Genomic DNA, 15,546 nt, shown 5'->3' on the forward strand with positions numbered 1-15,546 from the left:
AGTGGCCGCTAGAATTGCAGGTTGAGGCTGAAGCCCGCTGTCACACCCGAGGTGTGGAAGCTTTCTGGCTTGTAAAGCGGTACGCCAGTAAACAGGTCGTAACTGAAACGCTGCCACAGTGCCCCCCGCAAACCCAGGGCACTCCCCACCAATTGCTGGCCGGCCAGATGACGGGTTCCTGGGCCATCCACCCGGCCATAATCCACGCCCCAATAAAGTTCATGGCCGCTGGAGAACATGTTCCAGGCCAGTTCGTTGCGCCAAACCAGGCCTTTCTCGCCAGACAGGCTTTGCTCGCCATCAAACCCGCGCACGGTATAGCGCCCGGCAATGGCCAGGCGATCTTGCGGCGTCAGCGGGGAGCGGCTCCATTGCCCACGCAGGCTGGTGTTGTAACGCCAGGATTGGTTGGCCCACTGGAAAGGCTGGTTGAGGCTGATATCCCCTATCAGCATGTTGGGCCGTGACGTACCGCCGTTATAAGACTCTTCCGGCGCAGGCAGCGCACCAAATGCACCGATGCCACGCCGCCAGTTGAGATTGGCATCCAGGGTGGCATCACCGAGATAGCTGTGCTGATTGAGCCCCAGTTCCCAGCCAAAGACGCGGCGTTCTTGATCTGTAAGCTCAATGTCGGCCATGGCATTGGTAGAATGGCGGTAGTAACCACGCAGGCTGAGGGTGGTTTTGTGAGACTGATCACGGAATAGCAGACGGGAAACCGTGAGCTGCGTATTTTCGGTTTTACCGCTGTAGCTGAGGATCTCGTTAGCATTAGCGATATTCTGGTGGTAAGTGTAATCGTTATAATTGGCTGAGAAGCTCCAATATCCCACCGGAAGGGTGTAATTCACCGTATGGGAACGGCTGTCGTAAGGCCCATCGCGAAACAGGCTGCGGCCCAGGTTGACATAGAACAGATCGTTCTGGGCAAAGGGGGCATCAATCGACAGCGTAGTTGAACCCTGGTATTTGCCGGTGCTTTCAGAGCCGCTGTCATCCAACCCCACGCTGAGACGGAACGGTCGGCCCTCTTTCCAGGTGATCAGCAAGTCACTGGTGGCTTCTTGTGCACCCGGCACAATCTGGATATCGGCCTCAGCATTGGGCACGCGTTTGAAGTTCTCCAATGCCTGTTCAATATCACGCAGGTTAAGAATATCCCCGCTCTTGGCTGGCACCGCATTCCATAATCTGGCGCGGTAAGATACCGGCTCCACAAAGCGAATATTGGCAATGCGGCCAGGCTGAAGCTGGAGCGTAAACACCCCTTTGGTGAGATCCTGCTCTTGCGCCATCACACGCGTGGTGACATACCCCTGTTCCAGAATGGCATTCTGCACCTTGTTGATGACCAGCAGAATACCTTGCGAACCTAAACAGCGGCCCTGTGCATCCTGAACCGCGTTCAGTGCCCATTGAAAACGGTTGGCGGCGTCTCCTGCCAATGTGAAGGTATTAATCGTAAAACAGGGGGATTCATTGGTGGGATAATCCGGTAATGGCGCCGTTGGCCGATCAAGCCGAACATCGTTTTGCGGGGTATTCTGTTGCTGTAAGGCGCGTTCCCGTTCCTGCTGTCGGATTTGCTCCTGGGCATCAATGGCTGCTGCATTTTGCGACACGGCAGGTGAGAGCATACTGGCTGACACCCACGCCATAGGGTGTAAAGCCAGACAAGCCAGACTGGCACCAAACAGGCGCACCAAAGGCGCCACATTATTGCGGTTCATCCCTGTAACCCTTAATAAATTCAAATAAATTTAACGCAGTTAATGCTTATAAATACAAAGCCTTGAACAGGCTGTAATTAAGGTGACAGCATTTGCGGCCATCACCATGCCGCCCTGACCAGCAGGAGATCTAATATAGAGAGCACTCAGAATAGTGGGCGGAAAGCGTGGGGATGATACCTGATAAAGAGATATTTACAATTGTCTAGGAAAAATAGTGTTCAGCGGCACTAAACGATATGCAAGTGCTGGCACCACGTGAACCCGATATAGACCTTTTTAGCAGAAGATAAACATATTAATGCCAATCATGTTGAATGAAATGGACGCAAAGGGTAATGGAGCGAGGCGCATGTGACAATAGCCCTTGCATCAGCGGCCATCAGCACATCAGGCGCAGCGGTATACCGGCACGGAACGCAGGGTGCCAGTAAGACTGTCACCTACCTGTACCTCCGAGGTCATAATACGCATTCCCTTCCTCCGAAGTACCGCTACATCGGCCGCAATACGCTGTATACCGAACCAGAACAGACCGTCCAGCGCCGTCACCGCCAGTCCGTTCTCCAGCGCCCGCTTAAGCCGCTCGCGCGGCACTTTGATTTCCCTGGCAATCTCCCGGTAAGGCGTAGCAGTCTCGCCTGACGAGCCTTCCCGGCAAATGCGGGTTGACAGACGGTATTGAAATTCATCCGGTATCTTACTTAAATCAGACTTCACGCTGTAAACACAGCCAAAACGCCTGCCGTTAAACACGGCGCTTTTCTGACTGAGTGGCAGTTCATCACGCAGCCCAGCAATCAGTTGTGGGGCACGCACCAGCAGCAAACGAAAAGGCAGCTCAAAGCTGGTGACGTAATCCACATTCAATAAAGCGATACGCAGACGCTCTGTACTCCCCGCCCGTACCTGACGGCATTCGTCGATGACTTCAGCCCACTGCTGCGCAATACGCGGTGTTTCATTAACGTCTGCGAAGCTGTACTTTTCAATCTGGTAATCAATACGTTCGGCCATGCGGGTTTCCTTTCACTTGCCTATCGGTCACTCTATCAACAGGCAACGTTCAAATGAAGCCTGCCGGTTATGGGCCGATGACAATCTGGCAGGCAATAAAGCCCCCATTATCAGTAAGTTTCCGGCTGACAGACAAGTGGGCGTTTTTTTCTTACGATAACGGTGGCAGCCCAATAAAATACGCTGGCAACAACCAAAGAATTGAGTGCTGGAATGCCTGCCTCTACCAAAAAGCCCACCGCGGCACCCATTGCACAGGCGGCAATGGCCGTCCAACCGATTGAAGGCGTATTGCCAGAACCAGGGAGTTGCCCTGAAGCGCGGGATTCATCCAATACTTTGCGGTAGGTTCGAATAATGAAGTATTCAACCAGCATGATGCCCACGATAGGCGGAAATACAATGCCCATTAGCTCCAAAAATCCAATAAAGCGATCCAGAATACCCAGGATCGACAGCGTTGTACCCACGGTGCCAATAGCCAGAGTAGTAAAGATATAGTTTATTTTGATACCAAAAATAGACTCAATCGCATTCGCCAAGCCTAATGAAGAACAATAGAGATTCAGGTCATTGATCCGCAGAGTTGAAAATATCGCAATAGTTAACCCGACACCACCGGCCGCCATCGACATAATCGACACCACATCGGACACATTTAACGCACGAGCAAGTGCAATGGCCAATCCGTTCAGTACGAACTCTCCAGCAACAATAGTAAGTACCGTCATCCCCAGGACCTGTTTCCTATTACTGACATACCGAGCGATATCCGGCGTTTGTAACGCGGCAAGAATATAGGCACCAATAATAATAGTGATTGCGCCACTAATGCTGATAACCTCACCATTAGGCTTGCTTTGTAATAGTACGGAAATATCCTGGTTTGATAAGGCGAGCCAGGAGACATAACAAATACCAATGATAAACACGGGTACGCCGATCCGGGCAATAAAACGCAGCGCTTTGAAACCGATAGCCACCAAAATGGTCAGCCCGATACCCACAATGGCCACGGAAGCATTAAACCCCAAGCGGTGGTCCAGGGCAAAATCCAGCGATTTGCCGAAGATAGCGGTCTGAACACCGAACCATCCCATCAGGCTGATGGCTATCATAATGCCAATGAATGCCGAGCCAATGCGACCAAAACCGCACCATCTGGAAAGCAGGCTACATGACATCCCTTCCTGCATCCCGGCAAGCCCCATGCCATACGTAATCACGCCACAGATGATGCTGGCGATACCAATAGCAATATAGGCATCCAGCACCGACATACCGTGCCCCAGAGCCGCTCCCAGCATAAACTGGTCAAGTGCTGTAAGCATACCCGCGTGAACAAGTGCTACTCCCCAAAATGGCAACCGCTTATTCAGTGGTACGCGTTTCAGTGCATATTCATCACGTTGATTTCCTTCCGACATAACTTCATCATCCTTAAATGTACTTGGTGCCCCTGAAAACAAACTCTTCGGGTAAATAACAGTCCAGACCGATATTGGCCGAATATTCCAGAAACTGGCCGAGCGATGAGACATTGGCTTTTTGATAGATGGCGGCAATATGATTTTGAACTGTTCTTTCAGCCAGAGACAGGCGTTTGGCTATCTGTTTGGCGGTATTTTTATTAATTAGAAAAAAAACGATCCGCAGCTCTGCCGAAGTGAAAATATCTGTGGGTGGGATGCTGCTGACAAATTTACCCAGTTTGTTGTCCACATACTCAAGTGGCGTAAACAGTTTGAATGGCACTGAACTCCATACTGTCCCAATGACTTTGTCTTCAAGATAGACCGGATGCTTATCACAGACATAAGGAGTCAGGTTGCTTTCACCATACCAATTATAGGTTTCAATAATAGAGATAGACTGCTTATTATCAATAACCTTTTCATCCTGGGCCTGGTACTGATCGGCGAACTCACTCCAGCCTACCGGGATCTCCTCGTCATGTCGGCCAGCAATATCAAATCCCTTAGGGATAATGTTATAACGCAGCGCAGCTTCATTCATATAAACATTCAAAAAGCTGTCATCTCTGATTGCCCAGGGAGTATCAATCATTTCTAATAAAGGTATCAACTCTTCCAGACTTTGCTTCACATGGTATGCCATTTATTCATCCTTAATTTTTTCATACAAATAGTTAATTGCATCATAAGGTAAAACTCCTTTCAGAGTTATGAGTATTTTTTACTCATGTTAACTTTAAAAAGAAAGAATAAACTGATTTCATATCATTATTTGGACAGTTATCACTCCTCATACACAGTGAGGATACACTGCCTCGATATATATTAAAATTAAATTACTTTCTTAATTCTATATTTCTTTTCTCTATAAAAACACCAGGGAAAACTTTACCAAAAAGTATAAAAGCCCGTGGCTCAGCGGTTGAGGGCGTTATGCCTCACTTACGGGCCACTACGCTATCACAGTCGCTCGGCCAGACGACCGTTCTCCGCCGACGCCCCATCCCCTGTATCAGCAACAAAATCAGATATTTTTATGCTTAAGAACAATACTGCAGGTGTACCTTCCGGCAGGGTGCAATGATACTGTGGTTTCATAGGTTTGCCCCTGCCCATTAATATAGCGGCGTATAATCCTCATCGCCGGTGAACCTGGTTCAACGCCTAATATTTTGGCAATTTTTACCGGTACGCCAACCGCAGTAATTGACTGATGAACCTCATGGCTCCGAATGCCGTAGTGCTTTTCAATTAATGAACTGATTAGCGCATAAGGATCGTTGCGGATCAGTTTGCCAATTTTTGCAAATGCGGTACTGGTGTAACTGTCAGTCCAGCAGATAGGCGTATTTTGCGTCTGGGAATCTTCACGAATGCTGGCAACGTGCAGCCAGCGCGAACCTGGCGCGCATCCTATCAGCTGAGATAATTCAAAGTCTGCTACGACCTCATCAACTTTTTTTACGACGCGTAAATTATTGCTGGCCAGGGTCAGCAGATCCTCCAGCGAAGCCAGAGGGTGATTCTGCATTTCTGGTTTGTGTTCGCAAACCGTTGTCCCGGCCCCCTTGCGGCGGCTGATAAGCCCCTGTTCCGTCAACTCCCGTAGCGCCTCCCGAACCGTATGGCGGCTCACCTTCCATGTTTCACACAGCTCCATCTCTGTAGGGAACGGCGTTCCCGGGGGGTATTTACCTTGGGTAATATCCTGCTCCAGTTCATGGGCCATGCGCTTATACAGAGGCTCTTTCATAGTTTTACTCTTCAAAAAGTTAATGATCGACATCACAAAGATGAGCGATAGAACTTCCCTGCTCTTAGTATGGATATTATAAATGTCCATACATATTTAAAATGTACGGACAAATAAAGGCAGAGTTTCAAGCAGCTTTCACCGTGGGTTTTTACCATTTCTGGTTCTCAAATACGGACCATTACTGCTTTTTTCTCGCCTGGAAGTTTAACATCAATTAGCTCATTCAGGAGTACCTATGGCTTCAAATATGCTTGATTCGGTTCTGTTCAGAGACTCTTTCGGTACGCCAGCAATGCGTGCTGTTTTTGACGACCGAGAGCTTATTCGCAAATACGTTGAAGTGGAAATTGCACTGGCGCAAGCACAAGCAAAGTGTGGGGTTATTCCCCAGGCCGCCGCTAATGAAATTGCCGCGAAGTGCAATGCGGATACGCTGGACTTTGATTTGTTGCGCCATGAAACCGAAATTGTTGGCTATCCCATTTTGCCGCTAGTACACCAGATCTCTAAACAGGCAGGAGAATCTGGTGGCTATGTACACTGGGGAGCGACCACCCAGGACATCATGGATACCGCTGTTGTACTGCAAATTCGCGATGCCTTTGACATCATAGAAAGTGAAATAGACCGCTTACGCCACGTGCTGGCGGATCTGGCACTCCGCTATCGCGATACGCCGATGGCAGGAAGAACACATCTGCAACAGGCGCTGCCGATTACCTTTGGCTATAAAGCTGCAATTTGGCTCGATATGTTTGAACGGCACGCCGAGCGTCTTGAGCAGGCTCGCCCGCGTATTCTGGTCGGCGAGTTTGCCGGAGCAGCCGGTACCCTCGCCTCGCTGGGCGATAAGGGGCTGGATGTGCAGGAGGTGATGATGGGGATCCTGAAACTGGGAGTCCCGTCTTCGACCTGGCATGTTGCCCGCGATGGTTTTGCTGAAGCAACGAACCTGCTGGGCCTGATGACCGGCTCGCTTGGCAAGATTGCTTACGATGTGATGCTCCTCGCCGCCAACGAAATTGGTGAACTTTATGAACCGTTCGTTAAAGGCCGCGGAGCCAGCAGCACCATGCCGCAAAAACGTAATCCGATCTCCAGTGAACTCATGCTGGCATGCGCCAAGGGCGTGCGGCAGCAGGCAGGCCTAATGTTGGATGCAATGGTTCAGGATCTTGAACGTGCTACCGGCCCCTGGCATGCGGAGTGGCTTGCTATCCCAGAGAGTTTCATTCTGTCGGCGGGTGCGCTGCATCAGGCCAACTTCATGCTCAGTGGCCTGGTTGTTGACGAAGTGGCCATGACCAGAAATCTCGATATGTCAAAAGGCCTGATTGTTGCTGAAGCCGTCATGATGGGGCTTGCGCCTTACATTGGGCGCCAGGATGCGCATGACGTAGTTTATGACGCATGCCGCACCGTCAATGAAAAAGGCGGCAGACTGGCCGATGTTCTGAACAGCATGCCTGCCATCTCCAGCCGTCTTGATCCCCAGATTATTGAGCGTCTCACCAACCCGGCGAATTATCTGGGAATGGCGCCGCAAATGGTGGATCGCGTTCTGGCAAAATTTGCAAAACGGCAATAACTCTCAGGAAATAAGGAGGTCTATATGCCATCCGCTCAATCAGCACGAAAATCAGCGATTGCTTTTCTGGTTCCGGTTGTTCTAGGAGCCGCTATCTGGTTTTTTCCGGTTCCGGAAGGATTAACGCCCCAGGGATGGCATATGTTTGCCATCTTTGCCGCGACTATTGCGGCGGTGCTTACTCAGCCTCTCCCGTCTGGAGCGGTGATGCTGATAGCACTTTGCGTGGTGATATTTACTAAAACGCTGCCGGAATCGAAAGCGCTTTCGGGATTTGCATCCGGTACGGTGTGGTTAATCTTCTGCGCGTATGTACTCTCGTTGGGATTTGTCACCTCGGGACTGGGGAAACGCATAGCCTATAAAATGCTGTCTCTTTTTGGAGGCAGTAGCCTGGGTATCGCTTACTCGCTTGGGATATCCGATCTGGTGATGGCCCCGGCGATGCCGTCGGTAACGGCTCGTTCAGGCGGGATTATATTTCCCATCGCGCGCTCAATTAACGAGGTATTAGGATCTTCCCCAGGAGAGTCAGGTAAACGCATTGGTGATTTTCTAACCATGGTTTGCTTCCAGTTTACACCGATCACCGGGGCCATATTCCTGACCGGAATGGCCGCGAACCCACTGATAGGAAGCCTCGCGAAAAGCTCACTCGGTATCGAAATAACGTGGGGAGGCTGGTTTATCTCCGCCGTGGTTCCTGCCATGGTCTGCTTCTGCCTGATGCCTTTACTGGTCTACAAGTTGCTGAATCCACAGCTCAAACGCACGCCTGAAGCGAAAGCTATGGGCAAAAAGTCGCTGGCTGAGTTGGGAGCAATGAGCAGTGCGGAAAAGAAAGTCTCTCTGGGCTTTGTACTGGCCCTGATTGGCTGGGGAACCAGCTTGATTACTGGCCTTTCAGCCACCTCTGTAGGTCTGGGACTGGCCGCCTATCTATTTGCCTCAAAGGCGGTGAGCTGGAAAGCATTGCTTAACGATCATGCGGCCTGGGATACCGTTATCTGGTTCAGCGTCATCATTTCGCTGGCGAGTGGGCTTGCCGATCTTGGCTTTATAAAGTGGATGACCACCAGACTCGGCAGCAGCATGCAGGGCTTTAGCGCCATGGGGGCCTTTATCCTGTTGGGGCTTATCTATATTTACGTCCACTATCTGTTTGCGACTGCAACTGGCCATGTCGCGGCCCTATATGCGCCCTTTGCCGCAACGGCTATTGCGGCCGGTGCACCGCCGATGATGGTGGCAATATGCTTTGGTATTTTCAGTAATTTAATGTGGGGTAATACGGAATATGGCGGTGGGCCTGGGCCCATCTATTTTGCCCAAGGCTATTTTGAACGCCCGAGGTTTTACTGCATAAACCTGTGCGTTGTCACGTTTAACGTGATCCTCATATTTGCCGTTGGTATGGTATGGTGGAAAATGCTCGGTTATTACTGATTTCATCCCGATAAAGTTTATCTTTTAAATTTCTCGCCCAACAACAAAGGACTACGGGCTGTGAGGCGCACAGAGTTTGTGTGATCCTTCTCATGTTACAGAGTTGTTATGTTGACCTATCTACTCGAGTAGATACACTCACTGACGAAGAATAAAAATAAAGCAGTACTCAATTCATCAGGTACAAAGTGAGCGCCAAACGCTTTACGCAATATTAACAGTAATATAAGTTTCGTTAACCATTTGGCATAAAGCGTTATCAGGATACATCCAACACCAGGGAGACTTTCTATGGCACCACTTGATGTACCTGCAAGCACCCGTTCATCGGCGGAGCAATTTGCAGCAGAAGAAAGGTTAAGCACTCCTGAAGGGAAGAAGGATTTCTGGCGTGCAACATTTTCATGCTGGCTGGGAACGGCCATGGAATATGCTGATTTTGCCCTCTACGGTCTTGCCGCAGGGATTATCTTTGGTGATGTGTTTTTCCCGAATGCCACACCGGTTATCGCCCTGTTATCGAGCTTTGCCACCTATTCGGTCGGGTTTGTTGCCCGTCCGATAGGGGCACTGTTCTTTGGCTGGCTGGGGGATCGTAAAGGACGCAAGATCGTCATGATCGCGACGATTACCCTGATGGGCCTCTCAACAACGTTGATTGGCCTGATCCCCAGCTATGCCAGTATTGGCGTCTGGGCGCCGACCTGTCTCGTCATACTGCGCTTTATGCAGGGATTAGGGGCTGGGGCCGAGCTTTCAGGCGGAACGGTGATGCTGGGCGAATATGCACCCGCTAAAAGACGGGGGCTGGTGTCTTCGGTCATCGCCCTGGGTTCCAATAGCGGTACGCTGCTGGCCTCACTGGTCTGGTTGCTGGTTCTGCAGATGGATAAAGAGAGCCTGCTGGCCTGGGGATGGCGTATTCCTTTCCTCTCCAGTGTGCTGATTGCAGCGGTGGCGTTGTTTATTCGCCGTTATATGCGCGAAACTCCGGTTTTTGAAAGACAGAAAGCCCTGCTGGAAGCCCAACGCCAGCAAGTTCTCAGCACGAACAGCGTACCGGCGAAAGAGCAAGACACGCGCAGTTTCTGGCAAAAGAGCCGGGCGTTCTGGACCATGGTGGGTCTGCGCATTGGTGAAAACGGCCCTTCCTATCTGGCACAAGGCTTCATTATTGGCTATGTGGCCAAGGTGCTGATGGTGGATAAATCGGTGCCGACATTGGCAGTGTTTATCGCGTCCGTGCTGGGTTTTCTGATTATCCCGCTGGCGGGATATCTGTCTGACCGCTTTGGTCGGCGGATTGTCTATCGCTGTTTCTGCCTGCTGTTGATGCTGTATGCCTTCCCGGCGTTTACCCTGCTGGATACACGGGAACCCGTGATCATTATCCCAACCATCGTTATCGGTATGGGGCTGGCGTCACTGGGGATCTTCGGTGTGCAGGCGGCATGGGGCGTTGAGTTATTCGGCGTCACCCATCGCTACACAAAAATGGCGGTAGCCAAAGAACTGGGGTCTATTCTCTCGGGGGGCACCGCGCCACTCGTGGCTGCGGCGATGCTGTCTTACACCGGACACTGGTGGCCGATTGCCGTTTATTTCTCGGTGATGGCCGGGATTGGGTTTATCACGACCTTCTTCGCACCAGAAACCCGGGGGCGTGATCTGAATCTGCCAGAAGATGCAATTTAGGATTATTCATCCTTGATAACACCATCAGGCATAACGGTATTATGTTAATTACTCTGGGAATGTATCCCGCATAATGCTTTACTGAATCGAAAGGGCAGGTCTGTTTACTGGCTTGCCATTCTTTCAGTATGACCAACAAGGTAGAGAGACTGAGTGGGAGAACAACGTTCTCATCGCGTAACACGCAAGGATGTAGCGAGAGAAGCCGGTACATCTGTTGCTGTCGTCAGTTACGTCATCAACAATGGCCCCCGGCCTGTCGCAGAAACAACGAGACAAAGAGTGCTTGCTGCGATAAAAACGCTCGGTTATCGGCCCAATGGCATTGCCAGGGCGCTGGTTTCCGGTGTGACGCAGACCTACGGTTTAGTGGTTCCCAATATTTCCAATCCGTTTATCTCTTCTCTCGCGCATGCCTTACAGCAGGAAGCACTTACCAACGGGCGGGTTTTGTTGCTGGGGGATGCCAGTGATGATCAACTGCGTGAGCTGGAGATTATCCACAAACTGTTGCGCCGCCAGGTTGATGGGCTCCTGTACTACAGTGTCGATCGCCATCCCCATCTTGAACTGATCCAGTCCAGTAATACGCCCTGTGTCATGCTGGAGCACGTTGCACCAGAGCTGAATATCAGCAGTGTCTGTGTCGATGAACGTGCTGCGGCCTGCCAGGCGACACAACACCTGATCGAGCATGGCTATCAGGAGATTGCCATTATCTGCGGACCGCTTGACATGCTCAATACGCAGGATCGTCTGAACGGCTGGCGTGATGCCTTGCAACAGGCGGGCCTGGAGGCTTCTGATGAATGGATTTTCCCGACCGCCTATACCCGTGCCGGTGGGTATGACGTTACCCGGTACATGTTGCAGAAACACCGCCCCCGAGCGATCTTCGCCACGAATGAGATGCAGGCTTTCGGCTGTCTGCGTGCGCTGGCCGAGCAGAATATTGCTGTTCCAGATGAGATGGCGCTGGTGTGTTTTAATGCGACTGAAGCATCACACTATTGCGTCCCTTCACTCACTGCCGTATGCCAGCCTGTCAGCCGCTTGGCTAAAACCGCGATTAGCCTGTTGCAGGAATGGGACGGTGAAATCCGCTGCTGTGAATTTGCGTTTGAACTGCGGATTGGTGAATCCTGTGGTTGTGCGGTCAAGAAAGACACAAAATAACACGATGATAAAAAAGAAGATAACGTATGCGTTTGATTATTGATTGTGATCCAGGAAACGGTATCCCCGGTGCCAATATTGATGATGGCTTGGCATTATCACTGGCGCTCGCTGCTCCAGAAATCGCACTGGAAATGATTACCACTGTCTCAGGTAATACACCGAGTGAAGTGGGATTCTCGATTGCCCACACGCTGCTCAGCATCGCGGGGCAAAATGTCCCGGTCTGGCGGGGGGCGTCACAGGCATTGGTCGAACCCGCTGGGCCGTGGCGCGCGCGGATGGATAGCGGCGCGGGCAACAGTAACGTTAAAGCCATGTGGCAAAACGTCTTACCCCCCGAGCAGCAGCCATCAGGCTCACCTCTGGCAGCCCATGCGATGGGGGAGCTGATCTGCAACAACCCGGGTGAAATTACCCTGGTGGCGATTGCTCCATTAACGAACATTGCGCATGCCTTACAACTTTACCCAAAGATGGCCGCAGCCGTTGCTGAAATCGTCATTATGGGCGGCGTCTTCAATGTTGATGGCTATATCAAGGACACCAATTTTGGTATCGATCCCGAAGCAGCCCATGTCGTCCTGACCAGTGGGGCCAACATCACGCTGGTGCCGATGGATGTCACCACGCAAACCATGCTGACACATCAGGATCTGGATCGGTTGGCGCAGATTGATTCCCCTTTAAGCCGTTATCTGGTGGAAACCATACGCCCCTGGATCACCTACTCGATGCAAACGCGGCACCTGCCTGGCTGCTGGATCCATGATGCATTAACGATTGCCTATCTGCTTGATCGCAGCCTTGCTACCTGCAAAGCGTACCATGTTGATGTCGCGCTGGAAGGAGGACTGACGCGAGGGACAAGCTGGTGCTATAACCCGGACGAACTGCGTTTGAATGTGGGGATCCCTGCTCCACAGGGCAAAGCGGTACAGGTGCTGCAATCCGTCGATAATGCCAGACTGTTATCGATGATTTATACTTTCCTGGGCCAATACCACTAGCCAAGCGACGTTCGTTCGAATGCCTCCCACGCCAACCCCCGCTCTAAACGCGGGGGCAAAACCAGATTAAAAAAACCAAGAACTAAAGACTCCGAACACAAGCAACATAGTGATTGCTACTGTCGATGACGCTGCTGACACGGCCATCGATCAGGCCCACGTTGAAGCGACTACCGGAACCACTGAACTCACTCGTCCAGTGGCTGCCGCCGAAATTAAAACCGGAGCCATTGTACGCGCCTGATGTTCCCCATTCAGACCACAATGAACCTATACCTCGGGTGCCAGCACCTAATGTCAACTCCGCTCGGGAGGGCTGATTCAGGCCTTGAGTCGCACACCAACTGGATGCATCACTCCAGTTCATCATCGTAAAACCATTATTGATAAACCAATTGTTCAGGGTAAAGGTATAGGCCAATATGCCACCGGAAACCGGGTCGGTGGCCGTCACCGTCACCGTCCTGTTTGCCGTATTCGGCGGCGCGTTAAAAGACACTCGACCAGCGTTGCTGACTGTCACCCACGCCTGGTCTACCGTCCAGGTATAGTCCCCATTGGTCACCGTTGACGTGCCGTCCATCAGAAACTCAAAGAAAGCCGCATTGAACCCGGTAGTTGGAAAACCTTCATTCATCCCGAAAGTCGTACCGTTCACATTCAGCCGTACCGCCGTCGGCATCGGTATGACCAATGGCACCCTCAGCGTGTAACGGGTGGTATGCGAGACAGGGCCCGCCGTGGTCGGCAATCCGGTGGTACTGCTGACCGTCACCGGTGCATTCACCTCTAGTTCCAGCGTCTGGCCCGCAAAGTGGTCACCGAGCGGAACTCCTCGTTCTACCTGCGTCAACGGGGTGCCGTTGAACAGCCAGACCATCGCGCCATCGGCCTGATTGACCTGCACGCTCAGCCCGGTGTCATCATCCGCATCCTGAGGCACCAGGCCAGCAGTACTGGACGAGAGCGTGAACTGGTCCGGTATCAGGCTCCCATCCACCATGGCATGATGAGTGCGAATTAATGCACTTCTTTGTCATCCACAACGATATGGTGCGGTGAACGTGCTCTTGGGTGAATGAAAAAATGCCCTTTTGGTGCGGTGTCGGTAGTGATAGGAACCAATTTCACATGATGAGTTTTCCCTTGCTTATCATGCAGCGCATAAATGATGAAAGGGATCACCAACACAACCAGGAAACTCGCCGCCAGCAAGCCGGCATAGATGTCATTGGCTTCATTACCCGGTAAGCCTGACGGTGGGAAGAACGACACCACAAACGCAACCAGCGAAGTGATTAAACCAACCATCGCTACGGTAATTTTCACCGCGTTACCTCCCGGAATATTAAAGGTGCGTTTGTTTTCCGGTTGTTTGCGAATCAACGCAATGTAACCCAGGAACAGCAAGAAATAGCTGCACAGGTAAATCACAACGGTCAATGCCAGTGCGATCAGGAAGGACATATTATTGCCCCCTCCGGTATTGGTCAGAACAACCAGTGCAATTGACGTAATCACCAATTGAGATATCACCAGTACCACGGGCACACCGTTTTTATTCATTTTAGCAAAACGGGCAGACAAAATACCTTTCTGTGCGGTCACTAACATCCCACGGGAAGGCCCCACGATCCAGGCAGCAATTTCAGCGAGTACCCCCAACAGCAACAGTGCCGCAATCACACGGACAGCCCATTCATAACTCGAACCAAAATGATTAATAAGCACCGTAAAGCTCTGCATCACCCCAGCGGAAAGGTTTATCTGCTCGTGGGGGATCACCGCCGCAATAGAAAGCCCCCCCACTGAACTCAAACAAATCGCAGCAAACATCAACAGCAGCATGGCGAGCGGATAATCACGGCCCGGGTTTTTCATTTCATTGACGTGGGTTGCAGAAGCTTCAACCCCCATATAACTCAGGATGAAAGCGACAAACACCACTAACGTTCCGATGCTGGTGAAGTCTGGAAAGAATGTCGCAGCACTCATTTCAATCACCACTGGCGCGCCAGAATGCAGGTAGCTGATGACCAGGATCACCAGAATGGCTGCGGGCAACAATATGCCAGCAAAAAAACCAATCTTCGCGATAAAGGCCGTATTCTTAGTGCCACCAAGTTGGGTGAATGCGAGCCCCCACAAAATAATCAGCGCAGCAATTGTTTTCACCATCGGATCTTCATTCAGCGCTGGCCACTTAAGGATATAAGAGAGCGCCCCCAGCACGAAGTAGAGCATCGGAATAAAGCCGATGGCGATTTGCAAATAGCCAAAAGAGATAGCCGCAAAACCCCATTTTTCCCCCAACGTCTTAGAAACCCAGGTGAAAACGCCCCCTTCTTCCCAACCTTCTACGGTCGCCATTTCTGCCGCGCACAAGCCAACAGGAATAAACCACAGCAGCCCCCCCAACAGCAGGAAGAAAATAAGAGAAAAACCGGAAGTGGCAAAAGTCGGGTATTCATATACCGCCATCACCATGGATGCGGTTATCGCAAAAAAACCTAATAGCGATAATTGCTTTGGCACGGCGTTGGCCTGTTTACTGGTCATAAGAGTTCTCCTGAAGGAAGACAAATAGCTTCTCAGTGAATTTTTTAGTCAGTATTACGGGGCTGCCATCACGGCACCCCGTCGAAGCGTT

12 protein-coding genes are annotated in these 15,546 nt (G+C 51.2%); 5 read left to right on the plus strand and 7 right to left on the minus strand.

The genetic code is table 11. The annotated features are described in order from the left end of the window. Nucleotides 1-8: 8 nt before the first annotated feature. From Z042_RS02205 to Z042_RS02225, 5 genes are all read right to left on the minus strand, one after another. Nucleotides 9-1,661, minus strand: a complete 1,653-nt coding sequence (locus Z042_RS02205) for a ShlB/FhaC/HecB family hemolysin secretion/activation protein (RefSeq protein ID WP_045784834.1) — start codon at nucleotides 1,659-1,661, stop codon at nucleotides 9-11. Between the two features lie 462 nt (nucleotides 1,662-2,123). Continuing rightward, nucleotides 2,124-2,750: an ECs1377 family protein gene (locus Z042_RS02210; RefSeq protein WP_024912761.1), complete on the minus strand. Its 627-nt coding sequence runs from the start codon at nucleotides 2,748-2,750 to the stop codon at nucleotides 2,124-2,126. Nucleotides 2,751-2,860: 110 nt separating this feature from the next. Next, the gene (locus Z042_RS02215) at nucleotides 2,861-4,177 is read right to left on the minus strand and encodes a purine-cytosine permease family protein (protein ID WP_024912760.1); all 1,317 of its coding nucleotides are present in this window, start codon (nucleotides 4,175-4,177) and stop codon (nucleotides 2,861-2,863) included. A 13-nt stretch (nucleotides 4,178-4,190) separates the two neighbouring features. Continuing rightward, complete coding sequence (locus Z042_RS02220; RefSeq protein ID WP_024912759.1) at nucleotides 4,191-4,868, minus strand: helix-turn-helix transcriptional regulator; 678 nt, start codon at nucleotides 4,866-4,868, stop codon at nucleotides 4,191-4,193. A gap of 381 nt (nucleotides 4,869-5,249) precedes the next feature. Next, nucleotides 5,250-5,978 (minus strand): GntR family transcriptional regulator, encoded by a 729-nt coding sequence (locus Z042_RS02225; RefSeq protein WP_024912758.1) that lies wholly within the window; start codon nucleotides 5,976-5,978, stop codon nucleotides 5,250-5,252. Nucleotides 5,979-6,216: 238 nt separating this feature from the next. Between Z042_RS02225 and Z042_RS02230 the strand changes: the two genes are divergently transcribed. The 5 genes from Z042_RS02230 to Z042_RS02250 all read left to right on the plus strand — a co-directional run bounded on the left by Z042_RS02230 (nucleotide 6,217) and on the right by Z042_RS02250 (nucleotide 12,896). Next, entirely contained in the window at nucleotides 6,217-7,569 is a 1,353-nt protein-coding gene (locus tag Z042_RS02230) for a class-II fumarase/aspartase family protein (RefSeq protein WP_024912757.1), read from the plus strand. A gap of 24 nt (nucleotides 7,570-7,593) precedes the next feature. After that, entirely contained in the window at nucleotides 7,594-9,015 is a 1,422-nt protein-coding gene (locus Z042_RS02235; RefSeq protein WP_024912756.1) for a DASS family sodium-coupled anion symporter, read from the plus strand. 291 nt (nucleotides 9,016-9,306) lie between these two features. Next, nucleotides 9,307-10,710, plus strand: a complete 1,404-nt coding sequence (locus tag Z042_RS02240) for an MFS transporter (protein WP_024912755.1) — start codon at nucleotides 9,307-9,309, stop codon at nucleotides 10,708-10,710. Between the two features lie 153 nt (nucleotides 10,711-10,863). Then, the gene (locus Z042_RS02245) at nucleotides 10,864-11,886 is read left to right on the plus strand and encodes a LacI family DNA-binding transcriptional regulator (RefSeq protein WP_024912754.1); all 1,023 of its coding nucleotides are present in this window, start codon (nucleotides 10,864-10,866) and stop codon (nucleotides 11,884-11,886) included. 26 nt (nucleotides 11,887-11,912) lie between these two features. Next, nucleotides 11,913-12,896 (plus strand): nucleoside hydrolase, encoded by a 984-nt coding sequence (locus tag Z042_RS02250; RefSeq protein ID WP_024912753.1) that lies wholly within the window; start codon nucleotides 11,913-11,915, stop codon nucleotides 12,894-12,896. A gap of 82 nt (nucleotides 12,897-12,978) precedes the next feature. On the opposite strand, the gene Z042_RS02255 is transcribed toward Z042_RS02250, so the two are convergent. After that, nucleotides 12,979-13,899, minus strand: a complete 921-nt coding sequence (locus tag Z042_RS02255) for a BACON domain-containing protein (RefSeq protein WP_024912752.1) — start codon at nucleotides 13,897-13,899, stop codon at nucleotides 12,979-12,981. A 17-nt stretch (nucleotides 13,900-13,916) separates the two neighbouring features. Further along, nucleotides 13,917-15,455 (minus strand): glutamate/gamma-aminobutyrate antiporter, encoded by a 1,539-nt coding sequence (gene gadC, locus Z042_RS02260; RefSeq protein WP_024912751.1) that lies wholly within the window; start codon nucleotides 15,453-15,455, stop codon nucleotides 13,917-13,919. Nucleotides 15,456-15,546: the final 91 nt, after the last annotated feature.

Origin of the sequence: Chania multitudinisentens RB-25 (genome assembly GCF_000520015.2) — a bacterium.
Taxonomy (GTDB): Bacteria; Pseudomonadota; Gammaproteobacteria; order Enterobacterales; family Enterobacteriaceae; genus Chania; species Chania multitudinisentens.

What these genes read in the sequence shown, in the direction of transcription:
- Z042_RS02205 (WP_045784834.1), bottom strand. Translation starts at nt 1,661, where the DNA reads ATGGCGTGGGTGTCAGCCAGTATGCTCTCACCTGCCGTGTCGCAAAAT.
- Z042_RS02210 (WP_024912761.1), bottom strand. Translation starts at nt 2,750, where the DNA reads ATGGCCGAACGTATTGATTACCAGATTGAAAAGTACAGCTTCGCAGAC.
- Z042_RS02215 (WP_024912760.1), bottom strand. Translation starts at nt 4,177, where the DNA reads ATGTCGGAAGGAAATCAACGTGATGAATATGCACTGAAACGCGTACCA.
- Z042_RS02220 (WP_024912759.1), bottom strand. Translation starts at nt 4,868, where the DNA reads ATGGCATACCATGTGAAGCAAAGTCTGGAAGAGTTGATACCTTTATTA.
- Z042_RS02225 (WP_024912758.1), bottom strand. Translation starts at nt 5,978, where the DNA reads ATGAAAGAGCCTCTGTATAAGCGCATGGCCCATGAACTGGAGCAGGAT.
- Z042_RS02230 (WP_024912757.1), top strand. Translation starts at nt 6,217, where the DNA reads ATGGCTTCAAATATGCTTGATTCGGTTCTGTTCAGAGACTCTTTCGGT.
- Z042_RS02235 (WP_024912756.1), top strand. Translation starts at nt 7,594, where the DNA reads ATGCCATCCGCTCAATCAGCACGAAAATCAGCGATTGCTTTTCTGGTT.
- Z042_RS02240 (WP_024912755.1), top strand. Translation starts at nt 9,307, where the DNA reads ATGGCACCACTTGATGTACCTGCAAGCACCCGTTCATCGGCGGAGCAA.
- Z042_RS02250 (WP_024912753.1), top strand. Translation starts at nt 11,913, where the DNA reads ATGCGTTTGATTATTGATTGTGATCCAGGAAACGGTATCCCCGGTGCC.
- Z042_RS02255 (WP_024912752.1), bottom strand. Translation starts at nt 13,899, where the DNA reads ATGGTGGATGGGAGCCTGATACCGGACCAGTTCACGCTCTCGTCCAGT.
- gadC (WP_024912751.1), bottom strand. Translation starts at nt 15,455, where the DNA reads ATGACCAGTAAACAGGCCAACGCCGTGCCAAAGCAATTATCGCTATTA.